We start from the raw sequence: 23,162 nt of genomic DNA, 5'->3' as shown, positions 1-23,162 counted from the left end.
TGAACAAGTTAGTTTACTGCAAAAACGATAATCGACCCAATAGAAAGTATTATAGAAGCAATAGAAAAGAACAGCCCGGTTTTGCGCTGAGCTTCCGGATCGACATCAAGATTTTTGAGTTTGTTTTTTGTTGGACTTACGTAAACTATGTCGTTTGGCTGGAGGTAGTATACAGGAGATTCGAATAGTCGCCGGTTTCTCAGGTCAAGCTTATAGGTAATTTTTTTACCGTATTGTTCGCGTATTACTACAACATCGTCTCGTTTGCCGTAGTCAGTCAGGTCGCCTGCAGAACTGATAGCATCTATCACAGTAACTCTATCTGTTTTGAATTTCTGAATACCTGGATTATGAACTTCCCCCAGAACATTTATATCAAATTGGAGAAACCGCACCAGCACCCCTGGATTCTTGACATAATTATTTAGCTTTTCTGCAATTGAAGCCTGTAGTGCTTCAATAGTGAGCCCATCAGCCTTAACAGGACCAATAACCGGGATCTCGACTTCTCCTGCGGCACTAACCTGGTACCCAGGCACTTGCTCCGCATCTTTGGTTGCAGGAAAATTAAATATTGCAGCCTGTTCCTGGTTCATAGTTCGGCTAATGACCTGTATGCTCAATAAATCAAATGGTTGAATGAGTGTTCTTTTAACAGGTGTTGTAGTAGTGTCAGAGCCTTGTTTAAAATAAAGAAAATCATTATTAACTTTCTTTGACGAGCCGCACGAGGTGATTATGACTGCTATTAATAAAAAAGTGATTAAAGCGCCGAATGACTTAAACTTTTGTGTATTCATTATTGATTTAGTGTCTGAAAAAAATAGATATCTGCTATAAATGAAGGCGGATCTCACGCCGTCATTTATTAAAATCGATAAGTGTAAAATAATGGTAGATGGATAAATCGAACGATTATCCGGGACAATTTAGTCAGTAAGTATATTATCCAAGGATGAGCTTTCCCTGGTTGCCTACAAAGAAGCGAAGCTTATCGCTAATGAGCTCAACCTTGTCGAGCTCTACTTCAGCAGACATCATATACCCCAGTGATGGAAGAATGATTTTTACTGATTTGCTTTTTACTGCTATAACCTGGCCGGCATGTTCCATTAAAGGTCCACTGATAATCCGAACCATGTCATTTATGTTAACAGAAGTCTTCTCAAGTTTAACATTGGTATATTCATCAAGGAAACGCCTGATCATGTCAATTTCCAAATCTTTAATAATCGCTGGTTTCCCCAGCCAGTAGACAAAACTTACCACGCCGTCTGTTTTAATCATCTGGAGATGTTCTGCCTGTGAGAGCCTGACAAAAACATATGATGTGAAAAGCGGTTCATGTATGATCTTCTTGCGGTCGGCCCACTGACGCTGCACCTTATTTAACGGACAATAGTTTTCTATGTTTTTCTTACTTAACAAATCAGCAACTTTCTTTTCACAACGTGCCCTGGTGTAAATCGCGTACCATTTTTTTTCACTCATACAGATCAATTTTTAGAGTTAATAATAGAGTGACGAACAAAATTGCTGCTATTCTCTACCTCCAGGCATGGCTCCGCCACGCCCACTTACATGGTCACATGGCTAAAAAATTCGTTAGATGGAAAAAAGTAAAACTGCAGGTGGCGCCTGCGATTCTTCGATAATGAGAAGTAACCTGTGGTTTTATCGGAAGATGGATTAATTGAGGAGACCTGATTGGTCTTGATATTATAAAAGTAAAGCGAAATATCTTAAAGTAAAAATATTTGTTTAAGAACTCAAGTGTTTTCGATGAATTCTTAACGAAAAAATCATATAGATTGTTTATTAATGTAAATCATTTTGTACTGCCTTTTCAGGTCATCTCTGTAATCAGTTTGCAATAATCAAATTTGAAGCCACATTATTATTTCAAGTACAATTTTCTATATGACCATATTCTATATGACATGGCGTTATAGGTATAACCGCCTTATTTTGTATGTATAATGCAATAAGTAGGGGCTGGCAACTAAATCAGGGCTGTATCGTTTACTTTTTATCAATATATTGCCGACGGCTTAAAATCTAATTATCAACTGTAGCGAAACCGTACCGGATGTTGAATACACTTTCAAATCTATTCAAAACAGCGCCCGAATCAATTCCCAATAAACGTAATTCCCGTATTGTGTTTTTCATGGCAATACTTATCAGTTTTGCTATGCTAACCCTCAGGAGTCCGTTTGCGCTGGTGCATCCGCAGTTCTGGGCGGAAGATGGCAGTGTATTTTTCCAGGACGCTTATAATACCGGCATCAGGAGCTTCACAATATCATACGCCGGCTATTTTCACCTGATCCCCAGAACCGTAGCATATTTCACCTATTTATTCGTTCCCCATGCTTACGCTCCGGTTGCTTATATGATTTGTAGTCTGCTGGGATTTATGTTTATACTCTTTTATATCTGGACAAGAACGGGTTTTGATCTGCACGCCCGTTTCCTGATGTGCCTGGCACTAACATTTGTCCCCATTAAAAGTGAGATTGTACTCAACCTGGCCAATCTGCAATGGTACACGGCTGTGCTTTCCTTCATTGTCCTGATTTCCCCTCCGGATAAGAAAAAATTATTGCCGGACTTGTTAATTGTTTTAATTGTAGGTTTAACCGGGCCTTTCAACATCGTATTGCTTCCCGGGATCGCGCTGCTGGCTTTGTTCAATTCATGGAGGCACAAAGACCGGAGAATAAATCCTCTTATACTGATCGTATTTGCAGCAACTGCTGTTATACAGTTGATTTCGGTCCTAACCACACCCACCAGGATCCCGAATAACCTGGGACCGGCAGGCATGCTTCAGCAACTACCTTATGTAGTCTACATACACCTGGCAAATCTGCCCGGCCTGTTAAGATTATATACCGCACAAATTAATTACGCGATATTTTCTGTTCTGTTGATACTCATGGCAGCATGGATATATGCCAGCTTCAGGCAATTCCAAAAAACAAAAGATTTCAGGGTATTGTTCCTGGTTATTTCCGCATTGAGTCTGATTGTGGCCAACTTGTATGGATATGATCTGATCAAAGATTTTTACAGACCTATGATAGTGGGAAGATATTTTTTGATTCCGTCAGTGCTGTTGATATGGTCCGGTATTCTTTATGTTTCCCTTGGCAGGAAAAATTACTTTCCGTTTTACCTTTTATATTTCTGGTACCTGATTATTTTATTAGCGAGATTAGAAATTTTTCAAATGGGAAATGAAAATTTACAAGATAAACACTGGAAAGCGGAAGCTCAAAAGATTAATAACATTAAAAATGATCAATTAATTATTCCGATTAATCCCGAAGGATGGTTTATTAAACTAAATGGAAACAAAACGGACTCATCGTTTAGTAAAGACCGGTAGCTTCAATTATCAGACAATTTGCTTGCTTATCTCATACTTGTTCATCTCATACTTGCGTCTCTCACAATGGACTTTGCAAGTCATATAGAAGTATATTTATTGGGTATAGGGTTCAGTTGAGGATATTTCCTGAAAATTGGTAGCAGGTAAAGGATCTTCCGTTTCCTCCGCCCTGGCATCCCCCTTTGCTTTTTTGAAATCTCCTTTCGCAAAAAACTTTTCAATGAAACAATACATCAGGATGAAGAAATACCTGCTGCCCATTTCTTTGATATGAAGTTTTGAAACACCTTCTTTGCGATTACGCCAGGAGTTCGGAACAACACTATAGCTATAGCCGCGAACAATACTTTTCAATGATAATTCGATGGTAAGGTTGAAATGGGGCGACATCAGGGGTTCGATGCCGGCGATGGTTTCTTTTTTATAAAGCTTGAAGGCATTTGTCGCATCGTTATACCTGGTGCCAATCACCATCCGTATAATGGTGTTCGCAATCCGGTTGATCACCAGTTTATGCAAGGGATAATCGATCAACTTACCGCCTTTTATAAATCTTGAGCCGAATACACAGTCAACATTATCTTCAATCATCCGATGATAAAACCTCACCAGGTCGAGCGGATCATCGGAAAGATCAGCCATCATCACCGCAACACAATCACCGGTGAATCGTTTCAAACCGTACCTGACGGCAAATCCAAAACCATTAGGGCCATTATTTGTATAGTAAACCAGTGTATGTACCTGTTTTTTTAATTCTTCGAGCACCGCAATAGTGTGGTCTTTAGAATTGTCATTCACTACAATTATCTCATGTTCTATCCGGTACTTTTGCAAAGTTTCAAAAAGTTGTTTCACAGTTGCCGTGATGGATTTTTCTTCATTGTGAGCCGGTATAACAACCGATAATTTAAGCATGTCTTATTGTTTGCGTGATAAGTAAGGTTATTTTCCTGTGAATATGCTCTGATCATCAACTCAAAATTGGCTTAAGTTCCTCTTCGTATTCTTTGATCCATTCATATATTTCCTTCATGATTTTTTCAGGCGTATAATCCGGGCTCCAGCCGGTTTTTCCAGTCACTTCCGAATTGTCGGTCAGGTAAATGCGTAGATCGGCTTTTCTGTTTTCTGTTACCTGTGCAATGTTGATTTTATTGCCGCTCAAATCTTCACATATTGTCGTTAACTCTTTCAACGAAATGCTGCAGGGTACACCGCCGCCAACGTTAAATACTTTACCATTAACCGCTGGCATATTATGCATTTCCCAATCAATCAGCCGGAACAGATCATGTATGTGCAGGATATCACGTACCTGCTTCCCCATTCCACCATAGCCATTATACGAAAGATCTTTTTTCCAAAAATGCCGCGCCATCCATAACACGATCACACCCTGATCAACTTTCCCCATCTGCCATGGCCCCGTTATTACTCCGCAACGGTTTATGACTGCGTTCAGGCCAAGCAGCTCGCAATATTCTGTTACAAGCAGCTCGGATGAAAGTTTTGTCGCGCCATACAAGGATCTGGCGCCTTCATAGGGAAATTCGGTTGTGATACCTTTCGCTGATATACCCCTAATGGTTTGTTTGTCACTCAGAACAAATCTCGATTCATTTTCTTCGAAGTTAGCCTGGTCTATCAGTGCATACGGATAGATGCGGCTGGTTGATAGGAAAATGAAGCCGGCCTTACGCTTCAGGGCAAAATTTAAACAATTTATGGTGCCGAGTAAATTGGTATTTATAAGATAATCCGGCGTCGTATCTATCCCCGCGAGCACAGAAGGTTCCGCCGCTGCTTCAATCAGAAAGTCAACCTTGCCCAACTCATCGAAATCCTCCTTATTCCTGATATCACCATGCACAAACTGAATACCTGCCGCCTTCAACCGCTTAAGGTTTAACTCTGATCCGCGACGTTTCAGGTTATCCAGGCAGATAACTTCATATGAAGGATGCGCCTCTTTAATTAAGACAGCCATGTTAGAGCCAACAAAACCGCAACCCCCTGTTATCAATATAGATTTCATCCGTTCAGTATTATTATTTTTTGGCCATTCAGGTGTGTCAAGAACTTCCGGTTTTTATTGAGCTTACCTTAGGCAGTTCTTTTTTGCCATGCTTCCACAATCTGCCGGATCGTTTCCGGCAAGCTGACGGTGATGTCCCACTGTGGATAGTGTTCTTTCATTTTTCTCAAATCACTGTAATAACAGATATGGTCACCCTGGCGGTTTTTATCGAGGTATTCGTATACCTGCGGTTTGCCGGTAAATCCTTCAGTGATGGCAAACGCCTCTAAGATTGAGCAGGTATTTTCTTTGCCACCACCGAGATTGTAAACTTCGCCTACGCGCGGAGCATTTATGAAAGTTTCCATGAACATTGCTATGTCAAGTGAGTGAATGTTGTCTCTAACCTGTTTCCCTTTGTAACCATAAACAAAATATTTTTTTCCTTCCAGGTTACATTTCACGAGGTAACTAAGAAAACCATGCAATTCTACCCCGGTGTGATTTGGACCGGTCAAACATCCACCTCTCAAACAACAGGTAGGTATATCGAAATAGCGACCGTATTCCTGAACCATTACATCTCCTGCAACTTTGGAAGCACCAAATAAAGAGTGCTTCGACTGATCGATCGTAAAGGTCTCGGGTATACCATGTCGATAGGTATCGTCATCATAATCCCATCTGTTTTCCAATTCTTTTAACTTTATTCTGTTCGGAGCATCACCATAAACTTTATTGGTGCTCATATGGATGAATGGTGAGTCTTTCACAAATTGCCGGGTTGCTTCAAGCATGTTTAGTGTACCAGTAGCGTTTGTATCAAAATCGTCGAAAGGAATTGCTGCTGCTCTGTCATGGCTCGGCTGGGCAGCAGTATGAACGATTACGTCAGGACGGATCTCTTTCATTTTATCAAGGATACCCTGCCTGTCACGTATGTCAAGTTCATGATGCGAGAAATTCCCCAGGTTCTTTTGAAGCCTTTGCTGGTTCCAACGGGTATCGCCCTGTGGTCCAAAAAACACTGCACGTTGGTTGTTATCAATTCCGTGCACAGCATAACCCTTTTCAGCAAAATATACACAAACTTCTGAGCCAACTAATCCGGATGAACCGGTAACAAGGATTTTTTTCATATACGGAGATCGATTATAATTTAATGGGTAACATTTGATTTGATGGCTAACGCTTATGGTTCGGAGGGAATGTGTTTAAATTAAGCAATTGAGAACCACGTGTCGATAGGTAACCATCAGTAATGTAGTGTTTTGGCAATTTAGACAAAACGGTTATTTGAAAGTATGCAGTTGATAATTAACGACTTACACATCAGTCAAAACCAGGTGGTTTAGCCTGTGTATACTGAATTTTATCTTGTTGTCCGATTGGTAGCGCCAAAAATAAGTTGAAATACTTGTAATAGTGAACATTCGCGCAAAATTTACGCATGCAAAATTTAGGATTTCACCGCCCTATTCCCCAATCCAACTCTTAAATTCTGTTACTTTTTCACGGCTCACAAATACTTCTGATTTAAATGCGGGTGTCAGCATGACTTTCAGCCGGTTACGATCCTGGATTTGAATCATGTCAATACTTTTATAGGAAACGATAAAGGACCTGCTGATTCTGAAGAAATGATCAGGTGCCAGTTGCCGTACAAGATCTTCCATCGAATGATTGATCACAAATCGCTGACCTTCCCAGGTTGTAAGAAAGTTAAGCCGGTTATCCGCATAGAAATAGGCGATATCTTCAATTGAAACGGGCCGGAGTTTTGATGATATACGAACGAGAAAACGATACCTCTGAGTGTTGACGGCCTTACTGGTTAAATTCGGTAAAGCCGTTGCAGTCGGGGCGCCATTTAATGCATGAACGAAGCTGCTGATTTTTTCATGCTGCGGGTTTAACTCAAGAGTTTCGTATTTCACCAATCCTTTCGCATTCCTTAGATTAACCAGCCTGAAATCACCGGTTTTATTATCCTGGAAAATGAGAGGTGTAGCCTTCGCGTGGTCGAAAATGCAGTTACTGTGCGTAAGATTTATATTGATCAAAAAATCCGGCGACCAGTATTCGTTTTTTTCCGGGGATAGACTCCTGCAGTGCAAAGTGCATAATGTTATCGTTAAAGCCTGTACCAGTTTTCCATTCTGAAAGAGATCCATCGTCCTTTAAACAAATTATGTTTCCGCAAGGGTTCCCATTAAATGTTGTAAAATTTCCGCCCACAACTATCGTCCCATGGGTTTGTTGGATTTGCGTATTTGGATTTTCGGATTGGATATTTGGATTTGGATTATTGCGACATTGTGAAACCGAACAAGACAAAGAATGAGTGTTTTTTTGTTGTGGGAGAGTGAAATCGGGTCAATGGTGCCGGAATGATGACCAAGCGCTGCAAACTAACCAAGGGCAGAAAAATCAAGAATAGTTGGCGTTTACAATTCCTGTTATATTTGTAATCCAAAAGGAAATGGTGTCTTCCTGGTAAACCGTCCACGAACGGGCTGATGGCGCCTGCAAATACAAACATGGCCTGGAGGTAACTACTGGAGGTCAACTAATTTATTTGTAGGATGAGCCGATTCAAGATGATCAAAACTTCAATACGCGACTTTGTCAGCAGTTTATATTTTCTGTTGCCATCATCTATTATAACCGGTTTATTGGTGGCTCTATTCCTCTGGCTGCTTGAATGGGTAACATCTTTCAGATTTTCAAATAATTGGTTAATCTATTTACTCCCGTTTGCGGGTATCCTGATTACATGGCTATATGAGATCGCAGGTAAAAATGCATCAGCAGGTAATGATCTGATCATCGATGAGATCCATAAACCCGGAGCGGGCGTGCCTGCCAGGATAACACCGCTGATTCTTATTACCACATTGATTACACATTTGTTTGGTGGTTCTGCAGGTCGCGAAGGAACAGCCATTCAGATGGGCGGAGGCGTTGCCGCATATTTTTCAAGGATGTTTTCGTTGAGTCCCGATCAGAGATCACTATTGCTGATGAGTGGGATTGCCGCGGGCTTCGGGGCTGTGTTTGGAACTCCACTCGCGGGTGCCGTTTTTGCCATCGAGGTCTTGACTATTGGTAAACTTAAATACAATGCATTCTTCTATTGCCTGATTTCATCGGTAGCCGGAGATCTCACCTGTCGCTTAACAGGAATCCATCATACCTCTTACTTCGTAAGCTTTATCCCCGCGGGTACAGGACCGATCCGATGGATCTCTACAGATATTTTTTTACTGCTAAAAGTTATAATGGCCGCAATTATTTTCGGTTATACTTCCAGGTTATTTACCGGGCTTTCGCATTTTACAAAGTCCCTGGCGAGGTTTATCATACCAAATAAATGGTTAAGACCGGTGGTTGGAGGCAGCCTTGTCATTGGCATCAGCTACCTGGTTGGTAGTTTTGATTTCCTGGGCCTGGGCGTTTCAAATCCTGCACCTGGAAGTGTGAGCATCCTCTCAGCCTTTCAACCTGGAGGGGCCGGTTATCTTAGTTGGTTCTGGAAAATGTTGCTCACTGTTATCACCTTAAGTTTTGGTTTTAAGGGCGGGGAAGTGACGCCTTTGTTTTTTGTTGGTGCTACCCTTGGAAATGTACTGGCGGTGATCTTTGGTGCGCCGGTTGATCTTTTTGCGGCTATCGGTTTCATAGCCGTCTTTGCGGGTGCTACCAATACACCACTTGCCTGCACTATCATGGGTGTGGAACTATTCGGATCAGATAATATCCTGTTCTATGCTGTTGCCTGTATCACGGCCTATTTTTTTAGTGGGCGGGCGGGTATATATACATCACAACGTTAACTTACCTGGGTTGAAATTGCTACAAGTTTAGAGATGATTCCTTCTTAATGTTGGTTTGATTAATTTAATGTTGGATAGATTAACCTAATGTTGGTTAGATTAGTTTTGTAATTGCAATGACCGCGCAAACCAGAGCCGCCACCGCACAAATGGTCCTGACCCGGTTGAGGAAATTCCATTTTGATTCAAAAGCAGCCCTGAGGTTTGTTATTGATTCCGGTGAGCTATCTGTTAACTTAACGCGATCAAGCATGTTATTTAATGGAACGTTTCCTGCTATTGTCACTCCAAACACACCTGCTATGTATAATATAGAGGCCATTAAAAGCCAGCTGAAGGTGGATTGTTGTTCAGCTCTATAACTAAGCCAGGTAGTTACAGGTAATAACAATACTGTGCCCACAAAAAAAACAAGAAATAACGGTCGTTGAATCTCGCGGTTGATAGATTGCATCGCCTGGAGGTAATCTTTGTCCTTCAACTTGCCGAGTCCCTGGACAATACCACAGGCCCAGCTATAAAATAATCCGGCAATTAATGCTGTAGCGATTGTTGTAACTACCAGGATAGGATGAAGAATGTCTGCCATGATATTTTATCACGAAAATATTCACTAACTTTTGATTGTATACAAAAAACCCTCCAAAAAAATTAACCCAAAAAATCTTGCCATGAAAGTTCTTAAAATTATAGGGCTCATAGTATTAGGAATAATAGTTTTAATACTTGTCGCCGCGATCTTCGCTCCAAAAACAGTTCATCTTGAAAGAGAAATCACGATAAATACTCCGCCGGAAAAGATCTGGCCATTGGTTGCAAATTTTAGAAATCATACCAAATGGAGTCCATTTATCAAAAAAGATCCAAACGTGACTCTGGTTTATGAAGGCCAGGATGGAACTGTTGGCTCTGTATATTCCTGGAAAGGAAATAGTGAAGTGGGCAGCGGTCGCCAGACCATGACAAAACTTGAAGAGCCAAGAAGGGTTGAATCACATCTTAACTTCATAGAACCTTTCGAAGGTGAGGCAGAGGCTTTTATGGTTTTAACACCTGTTGGAACATCAACAAAAACAGTCTGGGGTTTTGATTCGAAGTATGCTTATCCGAAGAACGCGATGTTGCTTTTTATGAATTTCGACGATATGCTTGGTAAGGACTACAATGACGGGCTTGCGAAACTTAAAGAGCTGGCAGAGCAGCAGTAAAAACAGTGGTGAGTTGTGAGTGGTGAGTTGTGAGTGGAGTGATTGAAATAAAAAAATAGATTTGAAAAAGAATGCTTTTATATTTCAAATAACTCAACAACTCCACTCACAACTCACAACTCACCACTTACCACTCAAAACTCGTGATCATGATAGAAGACAAGAGACCTAAGGTCTTATTTCTCCACAGCGCCGGTCCTCAGCATGATGAGGAAGGCAGCGCTAAATTAATAAAGTATATTAAGGATAATCTTTCGACTGACTATCAAATCATCGCTCCGATAATGCCACACCCGGAAGATCCGGATTATAAATCGTGGAAATTATTTTTGAAAGAAATTTTTAAGATCATGGATGATGATATGATCCTGATCGGTCATTCCCTGGGCGGATCTGTTTTGTTGAAATTTCTGTCTGAAGAAAAACCTCCTCAGCGAATCAAATCTTTGTACCTGGTCGCAGTTCCTTTTTGGGGACTCGAAGACTGGGAGGTTGATGAATTCCAATTGACAGAAGACTTCGCTGAAAATTTACCTCCGATTCCTTCTATTAATATTTATCATAGCAAAGATGATGAGATTGTTTCCCCGCACCATGCTGAAAGATACGCCGCTGAACTACCTGGTGCTGTTTATCATGAGCTCAATGGTTATGGTCATGTTTATTGGAAAGGATTGCCCGGATTGATCACTCATATCCGGGAGAATCAATAGTTTTAGTAACTCAAATCTGTAACTATAGTAATTCAATTCTGTAATTAATTAAGAAATAATATCTGTTTTAATTTTTACATGTATTTATAACCAGGCACAATCTCAATGTGATCTCCATACTCTTGAAGTCCTCCCAGGTCTGGCGACTACTACAGAAGCGTTTATCATTTACGCAATCGATCGCGGTTTCTTAATCTCCCTTTTCGAACCGCGATTGCATTATTTTGAATATTCAACGGTTCACCAAAGCTTCTACAAAATTGCTTTTTTAAATTAACGCCATATGGCAGAAAGAAGAGACTTTATTAAACAAACTTTAAAGGGAAGTGCCGGCATCATGATCGGTGGTACACCATCCACTACCTGGGACATGAGCGGTAATTAAGATGCTGAGTTATTTTTCCTGTTCGCCAGGCTAGTTGAGAATAGGTTCTGACTGTCAATTTTAATTACGCTTCGATGGCGACTGGACCGACCGCATTTTTTGCAAGTGAAGAATGTATCGTATCATCTTTTTGGAATCTTCCTCCAGTAATTCGGGGTGAGCAGGCATCACCGTTTCACCCCAAACCCCTTTACTGCCTTTGATTACTTTCGCAGCCAAATTATTTACAGCATCGGTGTCGTTTTTATATCTTTCAGCAATATCATTATAACTGGGCGCAGTAAGTGTTTTATGATCTGCATGGCATGAATAACAATCGCTGGCGCTAAGAAGCAAACGACCCTCCGCAATTGATGTGTCCACAATTGATCTTTCCGTAATTGATGTGTCCACAATTGAGGTGCGAACAAGTGATCTGTCAGAAATTGATTTGGCGGAAACGAAAACAAGGCTATTTTTCGAACCGTCTTTATTAACTTTATGGATTGCAGAGGTTGTTAACCTGTCGGTGCAATAAAATAGCAGACCCGGCAGCACAAATGTGAGCGGAGGAAAACTATGAAGCCTGCTACTCCAGTAAATTTTACTACAAAATAACTTTCGCATTAAGTAATATGGTTTGAATGTCTGTCTGAACAAAGGCAATTTATTTGTACAATTTAGGTAAAAGCGTTTATTGCAAGTGATAAAACAGGAAACACCAAGTGAATGAATTTATCTCATAAATCGCATAAGTACTAAAAAGTATTACGTTTCTTACTTAGGGAATTGTTTACATTTAAGATATATTAAGTTGCTGATCAAATTTTAAACGATTGAGTATGCCAGTAGACCGGTTGTATGACAAAACTCCTGAAGAGCCATCGTCATACCAAATTCAATATGATAATGCTGCCTTTCAGATCCTGTTTAAATCCCATTTTACGGTTTTATGCGCTTACTGCCAGTTTAAATACTATTTTGACCTGGAATCAGCGAGGGAAGTAGTTCATACAACATTTATCAAGCTTTGGGAAAACCGCTCTTCACTTGCGCCGGATATTCCTGTCAAACCCTATTTATATAAGATTGTCAATAATACCTGCCTTGATCTCATCAAACATAAAAAGATTAAACAACAACATGAAAGATATGTGAGGCAACATGCCTCCCAGCATATTGGTCTTCAGGATTCAAACCTTGCTGAAGTAAAATTACTCAAAGAAGCCATAGACAAAGCTGTTGCAGAAATGCCTGCTCAAATGCGTAAAGTCTTTACCCTTAGCCGGTATGAGGGATTGAAGTACGCGCAAATTGCCGTATTGCTAAACATATCCGTTAAGACCGTAGACACCCAGATGAGCCGTGCATTGCATAGGCTGAAGATAAAGCTGGCTAATATCTTAACCATCTGGCTTATCTTCTCCCTGGACTAGACAAATTCCGAATGTCAGAAAAAATATTTTTTGTCCTTGTAGGGAAATACTCCGTTTTAATCGTATAACATTAACATAATGGAAGGCAAAGAACAATTTGATGATTTATTGATTTCCTACCTCTTAAATGAATTGGATGAGATTGATGAAGCACTTGTAGAAGAGTGGGTAAGCGCCAGTGAAAATAACAGGCTTCAGCTTTTAAAATTGAAACAGATATTAAGCCTGGTCAGACTGGGAGATATTGCTGACAAGATAAATGAAGATCAGGAGTGGAAGTTATTTGAAAGGGGCCGGCAATGCAAAGAACAAGTACCAGCTGCATCTGATGAAGCTGAAGGCTATGGAAATGGCGTTATCAAGGTTGTGCAACTTAAACGCAAAACCAGTATCTATAAAGCTATTGCAATGGCAGCTGTTGCTGCCTGTATTGTATTGGTGTTTGTACTTGGCTGGAGTTTGCTTGGCAACGAAAAGCCTGTGGCTCATGCTGTTTCGATTAATAACAATGAAAGTCATGTTGTTATTGCACCAGTACTTCGCCAACTTACCAATAACACTAATATTCTTAAGGAGTTCTTATTGAATGATGGAACAAAGGTATTGCTGTCTGGCAACAGCAAGCTTAGCTACTACGAGCCGTTTCAGGAAAACAAACGCGACGTGCATTTGTCAGGGAAAGGTGAATTTATTGTTGCAAAAAATGAGTCGAGCCCGTTTACTGTTTTTAGTGGTGATATTTCTACCACGGCATTGGGTACCCGCTTTATTGTCACCGCTTTTGAAGATTCGCATGATGTTACCGTGAAGTTATATGAAGGTAAAGTGGTCGTAAAAAGACTTGGCGGCAAAGGTCAGACGAATAAAAAAGATCAATCGAATAACAGGGATTATTATTTGGTTCCGGGCGACCAACTGGTTTACAGTAAACCCAGCGGCGCAGTGAGAGTTTCTGTGTTCATCACCAAAATGCCAGTAAAAGCGGATTCAATATTCAGTTCAGTGCCAATGCCAATGCCAGTGACCGAAGATCCTGCAATACCTAAGTATGGTAGCGCTTCCTGGTTCATGTTTAACAATCAGCCACTAAGTGACGTGTTCGATCAGCTGGCAAATATGTACAATGCCCGGATCACTTATTCCAAAGATGATGTATCAAGAATGTATTTTATCGGAACCTTTAATAAATCAGACTCTCTGGAAAAAGTGTTAAAGCAGATAATAAAAATCAACAATCTGAAACTTACCAAGCAGCATAACGAGTACCTGATCACCAAAGAATAATATTACCTTTTTCGAGAGCATTTACTTACCTGGACTGCCAGGCTGAGTGTGTTGCTATGCACCTTCCGTACCTGTCTTATTTGTATAATGTTTTTAAGTTTAAATCATATAAACGGGCCATGCCATGCCTGTAATTTTACGACCCTTGTTAAAAAGTATATCTAACGATTCAAGCAACACCAAAACAATTGCTATATGAGTTTTACACAATTCAACAGACGAATATCGTTCTGCATTTTCTTTGTTATCTTATCTGTCGGCAGCATAACCAATTTATTCTCCCAGGTAAAGCAGAGCCTGGTGAAAGGTATCGTAAGTAATAGTAGTAGTGCCCCACTGTCGGGAGTTTCGGTAGTTCTCCGGAACACTAATACGAATTTTACTTCCGGAACATCTACTGACAGTTCCGGTACTTTTATTTTCTCCGGTTTACCGGCCGGCGGCCCTTACAGTTTCAGTTTTTCTGCAGTGGGTTACGAAGCGCAGACATTATCTGGTTATAATATAAGAGAGCAGATTACTTTATCACTGGTGGTGCAAATGAAATCTACTTCAGAAACATTAAATGATGTGGTAGTTGTAGGGTATGGATCTCAAAAACGAAAAGACCTTACAGGTTCTGTTTCATCCGTGTCAGCTGAAAGTATAAAGGATCTTGCTTTAACCCGGGTTGACCAGGCATTGCTTGGAAAAGTAGCTGGCGTGCATGTGAAACCAAGTTCCGGCGAGCCGGGTTCACCCCCGCAAATCAGGATCAGGGGCGTAGGAAGTATATCCGCAGGCAGCGATCCGCTGTATGTGGTAGACGGTGTGCCCATGGCAAGTATCCAGGCGATCAACCCAAATGATATTGAGAACATTGACGTACTCAAGGACGCTTCAGCAACGGCAATTTATGGTTCGAGGGGATCAAACGGGGTTATAATTGTCAATACAAAAAGAGGCAAATCAGGAAAAGCCGTTTTTGGATTCGATACTTATTTCGGATTTCAGAAAATTGCTAAGGTACCCGAATACCAAACGGCCATGGAAGAAGCTCAGCATTATCTTGATGGCATCAGGAACCGGAATATTGATGAAAATAATCCGGTTACTGGCTATCCTACTACCTGGATACAGGCTGTTCCCATTACAATCATGGAGATACTGGAAGGGAAGATACCAACCAATCCAGGTACAACCAACATTTTTACCAATCACCTTGATGAAGTGACACAAACCGCTCCGATGCAACAATACCAGTTGACGGCCAGGGGTGGCACAGAGAATGTGAAATATGCATTGGGAGGAGAATATCTCAACCAGGATGGTATTATCATTAATACGAACTATAAAAGATATTCCGCCCGCGCAAATATAGATGTGAAGGTGAGTAAACGAATGGCCCTGAAAATGAATTTTAATCCCTCCTATACCGATAAGACCAATATCGGTGGGCCCTCGGTAGACGAAATTGGCAGCAATGGCGGCCGCGGATCCGATATCATTTACAATGCGATCCAGATACCACAGTATTATTCATTAACGAATCCTGACGGATCGTATTTTCCTTTTGGTGATGGGCTGGATGCGGTTGTATCTACTCAGAATCCGCTCGCACTTGCACGGGAAGTAATTGGCCGGCAAAAGCAGACTGGCTTTCTGGGTAATATAAGCGCAGAGTATGCTTTTACTCCGGCGTTAAAGCTCAATGTATTACTGGGAGTAAACATGATGAACATCAAAGGAATGCGTTTCAAGCCAATGCTTCCTGCGTTTAACAACAATCCTGCCATCGGAATCGACAACGCGTCCATGTTATTGAACTGGCTCACAGAAACCACGGTTTCTTATAACAAGATATTCGGCAAACATTCCATTTCCGGATTAGCTGGTTTCACTTCACAAGAAGAAACATTTGAATCGAACATAATTTCAAGCGATAAATTTCCCAACAACCTCGTTCCAACCCTGAGCGCCGTGAGTGGGATCATTACCTCGGGGTCATCAGACATCTACGAGTGGTCGCTGCTATCTTACCTCGGCAGAATAAACTATAATTACGACGGTAAGTATTATGTCACTGCCTCGATTCGCACAGACGGTTCCTCGCGTTTTGGTGGCGATAACAAGTATGGTATTTTTCCATCTGCGGCACTGGCGTGGAGAATATCGGACGAAATTTTCATGGAGCGATTCACTTTTATCGATGATCTTAAATTCAGGGTCAGCTATGGGGAAACCGGAAATAATAATATTGGCAACTACGACCAGTATGCGACGGTAAACTATGATAAATATACCCTCGGTGGTACTGCAATCGGTGGTTACGCACCAGGTCGCCTGGCAAATCCATCACTGACCTGGGAAAAGCAAAAATCATTTAACGGAGGTATAGACCTGAGAATTCTTAAAGGAAGGATAGGGTTTACGGTTGATCATTTTCAGTCAAATAATTATGACCTCCTGTTGAATGTGAATGTGCCCGCTATGCTGGGCTTCAACACTGCTTTGAAAAATATAGGCGAAGTCAAGAATACCGGTTGGGAATTTGTTCTCAATACAATAAACACTGATGGAAAATTTAAATGGACAACTGATTTTAATTTATCCACAATCAGAGGTGAAGTAATAAAACTAGGTCCTTCTGGTGACCCCATAATCAATGGTGGCAATATTACGATGATTGGTCAGCCGGTAGGGATGTTTTTTGGTTGGGTCGGCGACGGGATCTTTAACAACCAGGCGGAACTTGCAAATGGCCCAATCTTCAATCCGGGAGCCCGTGATGCTTCACGGGTTGGGGATGTCCGATTTAAAGATATCAGTGGACCGGATGGTAAACCTGATGGTATCATAAACAGCCTCGATAAGACAATCATTGGCTCACCTTATCCGGATTTTTATTATGGTATGACCAACAACTTTTCATACAAAAACATGAGTCTGAGTGTTAGTCTTCAGGGAACCAAAGGAAATGAAGTACTGGCACTCGAAAGATCGCAGTCTACCAATAACCGCGCGCGTTTCCGGCAATTATCGATAATGAATAATTACTGGAAATCAGAAACTGAAACCGGTAATGGCTGGGCACCCCGGCCAAATGATACGCCTACCGGTAACTGGAGAGGTGAATATAGCACGTTGTGGCTCGACAATGCTTCTTACCTGCGCATTAACAATATAACATTCAGTTATGTGTTTCCGCCTGGTATCATAACCAAAGCAAAAATAAATTCGGCCAGAGTTTATGTAACTGCGAACAATCCCTTTCTGGTGACCGATTATATTGGGTTCAATCCAGATGTCAGCAGAAGTAATAACCCTCTTACGCCTGGTGTTTCAAACTATGATTACCCAATGCAAAAGAGCATCGTGTTTGGTTTAAATCTTACCTTCTAATTTAATTATTATAACATTCAGATATGAGAAAGATAATTGTAATAATCTTCACGATACAGCTACTTTTTTTAATTGCAGCATGTAGCAAAAGCTTCATTGAACGTGAACCGATTTCAACCGTAAGCACCGACGCATTGTACAAAACAGATAAAAATTTTAAAGATGCAGTAATAGGAATCTACGGAAATCTGCAGGCAGAATACCAGAACATGTGGTTATATGGAGATATGCGCGGGAATGACTCGTGGGACGAACTGGTGAAGGGTACGGCTGCTGCCATGGATAACTTTACCATAAATAATGATGACGGTGTTATAAATTCCAGCTGGAGAAATCATTACAGCATCATCAACCGGGCCAATGTGCTTCTGTTTAAAATTGGCGAAACGGATCTGGCAACGATACCTAACAGGGATGTTTATGTTGCAGAAGCAAAATTTCTGAGAGCGCTGGCCTATTTCAATCTGGTTCGCATATTTGGTGATGTACCCGTGGTTACTTCTGCCATTTCGATAGAAGAAGGTTACGAATCGGGCCGCGTTGCTGTTACAACTATTTTCCAGGACGTTATCATTAAAGATCTCCTGGACGCCGGGGCCGCATTACCCCTTAAATACACTGGTGCCGACGTTGGGAGGGCAACAAAGGGAGCGGCTAAAACGATACTTGGAAAAGTGTACCTGACGGTCAAAGATTTTGCAAAGGCAGAAGCGGTGCTGCAGGAAGTTACAACTATGGGCTACGCGTTGTTGCCAAACTACAATGATTTATTTGATTATACCAAAGATGAACATCACAGCGAATATATATTTGACATCGAATATGAACAAGGTATAGGGGAAGGCAATTGTTTTACGACTAACTTTTCACCGAAAAATCCACCGCTTGCTGCTTTTTATGGTGTAACAGGTGGTCAAAACGGAAATAATAACCCGCCACGATCTTTATTTAATCTCTTTCCTGTCGGGGATAAAAGAAAAGATATAACTGCAGCAGACGGCTTTACCGATGGATCTGGCGTTTATCATAAATTGATCCCTACTTCAAACGATGTGCAGACATTTACAAAAAAATATATGGTCCGCTTACTCGGAAACTGCGATAGCAGGGCCAATTGGAAAGTAACACGCTATGCCGATGCATTACTGATGTATGCAGAAGCACTAAATGAAAATGGCAAAATTACCGATGCGATCGTTAATCTTAACAAGGTGAGGGTAAGGGCCGGATTAGCCGGATATTCAGCGTTGTCGCAGGCTGACACCCGTAACGCGATAGAACTTGAGCGCAGACTGGAACTATCATTTGAAGGCCATCGCTGGTTTGATTTGTTACGCACAGGAAAGGCACTGACGGAGATGGCGCCTTACGGAATGAAGGCTTACATGACCGTGTATCCGATACCTCTAAGCCAGATACAAATTATAAATGATCCTGCCATTCTTTCACAGAATCCCGGATATAACTAATCGCTAACAACCTAAATGGCACTATATACCAATATTGTAAATTATTATTATGAAAAGGATATTTAAGGTAAACATATTTATTTTTCTCTTAGTGGCGGTTATCGCCGGTAACGCAGATGTTTATGGGCAGTCATTACCCAAAAAACCGGCTTCACCCAATGGAAAATCAAACCGCTATTTGTATGTAGCTGTACCGGGTATAAGAAACTACCTCGGTTATGGTGGGCATGGCATACTCGTGTTTGACATTTTAAACAATCATCGTTTTGTTAAACGCATAAAGACCCAGGGTCTGCGGGAGGACGGCAAGCCATCAAATGTAAAGGGGGTGGCGGTGAGCGTATCCCTCAATAGTATTTATGTCAGCACACTTGACAAGGTTCAACGTATCGATCTGACTAGTGAAAAGATAATATGGGAGAAAAGATACGAAGGTGGTGCAGATAGAATGTCGATTTCTCCCGATGGCAAAATTATGTACCTGCCTTCACTGGAAAAAACGTTCTGGAATGTAGTTGATTGTGAAACAGGTGACATCATTGCGCCTAAAGTTCCGGTAGTAAAGAGGGCACACAATACAGTGTACGGTCCATCAGGAGATTATGTTTATATGGGTGATATTGGCTCCCCGCTGCTGCATGTAGCTGAAACAAAAACACATACCGTCGTAAAAAAGGTCGGTCCATTTGGTAATGGCATCCGGCCATTTACGATTAACAGCGATGAGACCCTGGCTTTTGTAACCGTGGATAGCCTGCTTGGATTTGAGGTTGGTGATTTGAAAACCGGAAAAAAACTGGCCCGGATCGCCATCGAAGGCTGGAGCCCTGGCCCGGTAAGGCGGCATGGCAACCCAAGCCACGGAATTGGCCTTACCCCTGATGAAAAAGAAGTATGGGTATGCGACGGTTTTAATATGCGTCTCCATATTTTTAGTGCGGTTTCGCCATATCAGCAACTAACCACCATTCCCCTCCAGGATATGCCAGGATGGGTAACATTCAGTCTTGATGGCAAATATGCCTATCCTTCCAGCGGAGAAGTCATAGACGTAAAGACCCGTGAAATTCTTTATACCTTAAAAGATGAATTCAATAACAGCGTGGCAAGCGAAAAAATGTTAGAAGTTCAAATGAGCGGCGGAAAAGCAGTACGAATTGGTGATCAATTCGGTATTGGCCGCGCTCATAAGGCCGTATCTCCAGCTACTGCGAGCAAATAGCGTGCAATATCCTAATCGTCATTCAATCAATTTGATTAACAGCAATGAAAAAATTAAGCAGCGCAATTATATTAATGATATTGTTGAACGGTTTAGTTCCCTATCGTTCCTTCGCACAATCCAAGCTCACATCAGCCAGGGAAATCAACAGTTGGTACAAAAAGCATGATTGGCTGAACGGTTTACCCAGAGCGCCGCATGAGTCAGTAAACAAAGAGGAATTTGCTAAAGAGTACCAGGCTAATAAAGCCTTATGGGACCGGGCCTTTTCTTATCTCCGCGAAACTGACTTTTCCAACATAAAACCCGGCAGGTACGCGATTGAAGGAGATAGCGTATATGCGCTGATCTCGGAAGGCCCCACTAAGGAGCTCAATCAGTCTCGCTGGGAAGCGCATCAAAAATACTTCGACATCCATTTTGTTGTAACAGGCAATGAGAACATAGGAATTGCACCGGTCAACTCGGGCACTATCGCCAAAGTATATGATCAGGAGAAAGACATCGCCTTCTATACGTCCACTGGAAAGTTCCACACTCTGGACAGTAGTAATATATTTATAGTTTCTCCCCGGGATGCACATCAGCCCGGATTGAAAGCCGAAAGATCCACTACGGTAAAAAAAGTTGTTATCAAAATCAGGAAAAGCAATTCTTAGCGGGCGACCATCACTTTGTTAAATCAAAAGTTAACATGGAAATAGTTTTTCTTGATACAGATACTGTCGGAATTATTCCCAATATTCATTTGCTGGATCAGTTTGGACATCTAACCTGTTACCAGAATACATCGCAGGATGAAACATTAGAGCGAATAAAAGATGCCGATATAGTCATTACAAATAAAGTAGTAATAAATGAGGAGACGATAACGGGTGCTGAAAATCTGAAATTGATCTGCGTTGCCGCTACCGGCATGAATAATATCGATAAGACTGCTGCTATGAACCGCGGTATCCAGGTATGTAATGTGTCTGATTATTCTACTAACAGTGTTGCACAGGGTACGTTTGCCATGTTGTTACACATTCTTCATAAGATAAGCTATTTCGATAATTATGTCAAAGAAGGGTCCTATTCACAAAGTACCATTTTTACACATTTCGGCCGTACTTTCTGGGAGCTGACCGGCAAGCGGTTTGGGATAATAGGGATGGGCAATATTGGCAGACAGGTGGCTAAGATCGCAGTAGCATTTGGGGCTGAAGTAGTATATTATTCTGCTTCCGGAAAAAATAATCAACAACCCTATCTGCAGTTGGAACTGGAAGAGGTGTTACGGACCTCTGATGTTGTTTCCGTTCATGCTCCCTTAAATACAGACACCGAAAATCTGCTTGATTATGATAGATTGAAGGTGATGAAAAGATCTGCTATTCTTCTGAATGCGGGACGAGGTGGTATTGTAAATGAAGCTGACCTGGCAATAGCACTTAACGAGGGATTAATTGCCGGCGCCGGAATTGACGTTTTTACGCGTGAGCCGATCCTGCCTGAAAATCCGCTTCTGAAAGTTGATAATACTGAAAAAATTGTACTGATGCCACACGTAACCTGGGCAAGTCTTGAATCCAGGACCATATTGGTAGAAAAGCTTTGCACGAATATCGAAAAATTTATCAAAGAAGAAAACCGAACAATCAAATTATGAGAATAAAAGCGGCAGTATTACATGCTATGGGATCAGAACGTCCCTATGATCACTCGAAGCCCCTGGTAATTGAAGAAGTAGAATTGCAGAAGCCTGGAAAAGATGAAGTCCTGGTAAAAATACATGCCGCCGGTCTTTGTCATTCCGACTTATCGGTAATTGATGGTAACCGTCCCCGGCAGGTGCCGATGGTGTTAGGTCACGAAGCAGCGGGAGAGATAGTTGAACTTGGGCCGGAAGTGGAGCACCTGGCAGTGGGTGATCATGTCGTGTTTTCGTTTGTGCCTGTCTGTGGTCATTGCATGCCTTGCATCACAGCGCGACCTGCATTGTGTGAAAATGGTGTTGCAGCGAATAACAAAGGTCTGTTGTTAAGCGGGTATAGCCGTTTAAGGGACCGGCACGACAACTACATTCATCATCATATGGGTGTTTCGGGGTTTGCCGAATATTCGGTGGTGTCAACTAAGTCTGTTGTACGCATCGACAAAACGCTTCCGTTCACTACGGCTGCATTATTTGGCTGCGCCGTGATGACTGGAGTGGGGGCCGTGATCAATACAGGTAAGTTGATGCTTGGCCAAACAGTGCTGATAACCGGCCTGGGAGGAGTGGGCTTTGCTGCGTTATTGGGTGCCATCGCCGGCGGTGCAAGTAAAATCATAGTTGCAGATGTAAACAAGGAGAAGCTCAGCAAAGCACTGGAACTTGGGGCTCATGAAATAATTGATCCCTCAGATGCAAATGCTCTCGAGAAAGTGAGGGATATTACCCACGGAGGAGTAGATATGGGGTTTGAATTTGCAGGCGTGGTGGCTGCATTGGAATTTACCTACAATGCCACGGCAAGAGGCGGCAAAACGATTACGGCGGGCCTTCCCCATCCTGACAAAAGGCTACAGCTATCGCCGGTGAAACTCGTTGCTGAAGAAAGAACATTACAGGGTTCTTATATTGGTAGTTGTATCCCTGCCAGGGATATCCCGGCTTATATCAGGCTTTACCAGTCAGGAAGGTTGCCGGTTGAAAAATTATTAACACACCTGCTGCCTCTTACTGATATCAATACAGGCTTCGAAAGGCTTGCAAAGGGAGACGCTATTCGCCAGATCATCACATTCAATTAGCGTACTGTTTCATTCCAATAATAAATTCTGGCAAGAGGAGTAACAATAGTCGCA

At 41.7% G+C, this 23,162-nt stretch carries 20 protein-coding genes and 1 riboswitch; of the genes, 12 read left to right on the top strand and 8 right to left on the bottom strand.

Annotation, left to right across the window (positions count from 1 at the left end; all coding sequences use genetic code 11):
- Window positions 1-8 precede the first annotated feature (8 nt).
- Together VK664_RS27090 and VK664_RS27085 are read right to left on the bottom strand one after the other, a co-directional pair.
- A complete protein-coding gene (locus VK664_RS27090; RefSeq protein WP_461401862.1) occupies window positions 9-800 on the bottom strand; it encodes a polysaccharide biosynthesis/export family protein in 792 nt (263 codons plus the stop codon).
- A 145-nt stretch (window positions 801-945) separates the two neighbouring features.
- Window positions 946-1,491 carry a UpxY family transcription antiterminator gene (locus VK664_RS27085; protein ID WP_461401861.1) on the bottom strand — a complete coding sequence of 182 codons (546 nt, stop codon included), beginning with the start codon at window positions 1,489-1,491 and terminating at the stop codon, window positions 946-948.
- Between the two features lie 598 nt (window positions 1,492-2,089).
- On the opposite strand from VK664_RS27085, the gene VK664_RS27080 reads away from it, so the two are divergent.
- Window positions 2,090-3,394, top strand: coding sequence for a hypothetical protein (locus VK664_RS27080; RefSeq protein ID WP_461401860.1), 1,305 nt, complete (start codon window positions 2,090-2,092; stop codon window positions 3,392-3,394).
- 96 nt (window positions 3,395-3,490) lie between these two features.
- On the opposite strand, the gene VK664_RS27075 is transcribed toward VK664_RS27080, so the two are convergent.
- The 4 genes from VK664_RS27075 to VK664_RS27060 form a co-directional block, all read right to left on the bottom strand.
- On the bottom strand, window positions 3,491-4,315 hold the full coding sequence (locus tag VK664_RS27075; protein WP_461401859.1) for a glycosyltransferase family 2 protein: 825 nt from the start codon (window positions 4,313-4,315) through the stop codon (window positions 3,491-3,493).
- A 55-nt stretch (window positions 4,316-4,370) separates the two neighbouring features.
- A complete protein-coding gene (locus VK664_RS27070; protein ID WP_461401858.1) occupies window positions 4,371-5,435 on the bottom strand; it encodes an NAD-dependent epimerase/dehydratase family protein in 1,065 nt (354 codons plus the stop codon).
- Between the two features lie 68 nt (window positions 5,436-5,503).
- Entirely contained in the window at window positions 5,504-6,556 is a 1,053-nt protein-coding gene (locus VK664_RS27065; protein WP_461401857.1) for an NAD-dependent epimerase/dehydratase family protein, read from the bottom strand.
- A gap of 336 nt (window positions 6,557-6,892) precedes the next feature.
- Complete coding sequence (locus VK664_RS27060) at window positions 6,893-7,591, bottom strand: LytR/AlgR family response regulator transcription factor (protein WP_461401856.1); 699 nt, start codon at window positions 7,589-7,591, stop codon at window positions 6,893-6,895.
- A gap of 295 nt (window positions 7,592-7,886) precedes the next feature.
- A riboswitch (Fluoride riboswitch) is annotated at window positions 7,887-7,953 on the top strand.
- A gap of 49 nt (window positions 7,954-8,002) precedes the next feature.
- On the opposite strand from VK664_RS27060, the gene VK664_RS27055 reads away from it, so the two are divergent.
- Complete coding sequence (locus VK664_RS27055; protein ID WP_461401855.1) at window positions 8,003-9,253, top strand: chloride channel protein; 1,251 nt, start codon at window positions 8,003-8,005, stop codon at window positions 9,251-9,253.
- A 94-nt stretch (window positions 9,254-9,347) separates the two neighbouring features.
- Here the strand turns inward: VK664_RS27055 and VK664_RS27050 are convergent, their stop codons facing one another.
- Window positions 9,348-9,842 (bottom strand): anthrone oxygenase family protein, encoded by a 495-nt coding sequence (locus VK664_RS27050; RefSeq protein WP_461401854.1) that lies wholly within the window; start codon window positions 9,840-9,842, stop codon window positions 9,348-9,350.
- 82 nt (window positions 9,843-9,924) lie between these two features.
- On the opposite strand from VK664_RS27050, the gene VK664_RS27045 reads away from it, so the two are divergent.
- Both VK664_RS27045 and VK664_RS27040 read left to right on the top strand, forming a co-directional pair.
- Entirely contained in the window at window positions 9,925-10,461 is a 537-nt protein-coding gene (locus VK664_RS27045; protein WP_461401853.1) for an SRPBCC family protein, read from the top strand.
- A 149-nt stretch (window positions 10,462-10,610) separates the two neighbouring features.
- On the top strand, window positions 10,611-11,174 hold the full coding sequence (locus VK664_RS27040; RefSeq protein ID WP_461401852.1) for an alpha/beta hydrolase: 564 nt from the start codon (window positions 10,611-10,613) through the stop codon (window positions 11,172-11,174).
- 445 nt (window positions 11,175-11,619) lie between these two features.
- Here the strand turns inward: VK664_RS27040 and VK664_RS27035 are convergent, their stop codons facing one another.
- Window positions 11,620-12,165 (bottom strand): c-type cytochrome, encoded by a 546-nt coding sequence (locus tag VK664_RS27035; RefSeq protein WP_461401851.1) that lies wholly within the window; start codon window positions 12,163-12,165, stop codon window positions 11,620-11,622.
- A 215-nt stretch (window positions 12,166-12,380) separates the two neighbouring features.
- Between VK664_RS27035 and VK664_RS27030 the strand changes: the two genes are divergently transcribed.
- From VK664_RS27030 to VK664_RS26995, 8 genes are all read left to right on the top strand, one after another.
- The gene (locus tag VK664_RS27030; protein WP_461401850.1) at window positions 12,381-12,974 is read left to right on the top strand and encodes an RNA polymerase sigma-70 factor; all 594 of its coding nucleotides are present in this window, start codon (window positions 12,381-12,383) and stop codon (window positions 12,972-12,974) included.
- Between the two features lie 78 nt (window positions 12,975-13,052).
- Window positions 13,053-14,258 carry a FecR family protein gene (locus VK664_RS27025; protein WP_461401849.1) on the top strand — a complete coding sequence of 402 codons (1,206 nt, stop codon included), beginning with the start codon at window positions 13,053-13,055 and terminating at the stop codon, window positions 14,256-14,258.
- A gap of 195 nt (window positions 14,259-14,453) precedes the next feature.
- Window positions 14,454-17,639 (top strand): SusC/RagA family TonB-linked outer membrane protein, encoded by a 3,186-nt coding sequence (locus VK664_RS27020; protein ID WP_461401848.1) that lies wholly within the window; start codon window positions 14,454-14,456, stop codon window positions 17,637-17,639.
- Between the two features lie 23 nt (window positions 17,640-17,662).
- A complete protein-coding gene (locus VK664_RS27015; RefSeq protein ID WP_461401847.1) occupies window positions 17,663-19,108 on the top strand; it encodes a RagB/SusD family nutrient uptake outer membrane protein in 1,446 nt (481 codons plus the stop codon).
- 49 nt (window positions 19,109-19,157) lie between these two features.
- Window positions 19,158-20,330 carry a YncE family protein gene (locus tag VK664_RS27010; protein WP_461401846.1) on the top strand — a complete coding sequence of 391 codons (1,173 nt, stop codon included), beginning with the start codon at window positions 19,158-19,160 and terminating at the stop codon, window positions 20,328-20,330.
- Between the two features lie 44 nt (window positions 20,331-20,374).
- On the top strand, window positions 20,375-20,989 hold the full coding sequence (locus VK664_RS27005) for a NanQ anomerase/TabA/YiaL family protein (RefSeq protein WP_461401845.1): 615 nt from the start codon (window positions 20,375-20,377) through the stop codon (window positions 20,987-20,989).
- A 35-nt stretch (window positions 20,990-21,024) separates the two neighbouring features.
- Window positions 21,025-21,981 carry a D-2-hydroxyacid dehydrogenase gene (locus VK664_RS27000; RefSeq protein WP_461401844.1) on the top strand — a complete coding sequence of 319 codons (957 nt, stop codon included), beginning with the start codon at window positions 21,025-21,027 and terminating at the stop codon, window positions 21,979-21,981.
- Complete coding sequence (locus tag VK664_RS26995; RefSeq protein WP_461401843.1) at window positions 21,978-23,108, top strand: zinc-dependent alcohol dehydrogenase family protein; 1,131 nt, start codon at window positions 21,978-21,980, stop codon at window positions 23,106-23,108. Before VK664_RS27000 ends, VK664_RS26995 begins: the two co-directional genes overlap by 4 nt.
- Window positions 23,109-23,162: the final 54 nt, after the last annotated feature.

It is taken from the genome of Flavitalea sp., from assembly GCF_035489435.1.
Taxonomy (GTDB): domain Bacteria; phylum Bacteroidota; class Bacteroidia; order Chitinophagales; family Chitinophagaceae; genus DATHKG01.
The sequence above is the reverse complement of the archived record's forward strand: the minus strand, read 5'-3'. Positions and strand labels throughout refer to the sequence as shown.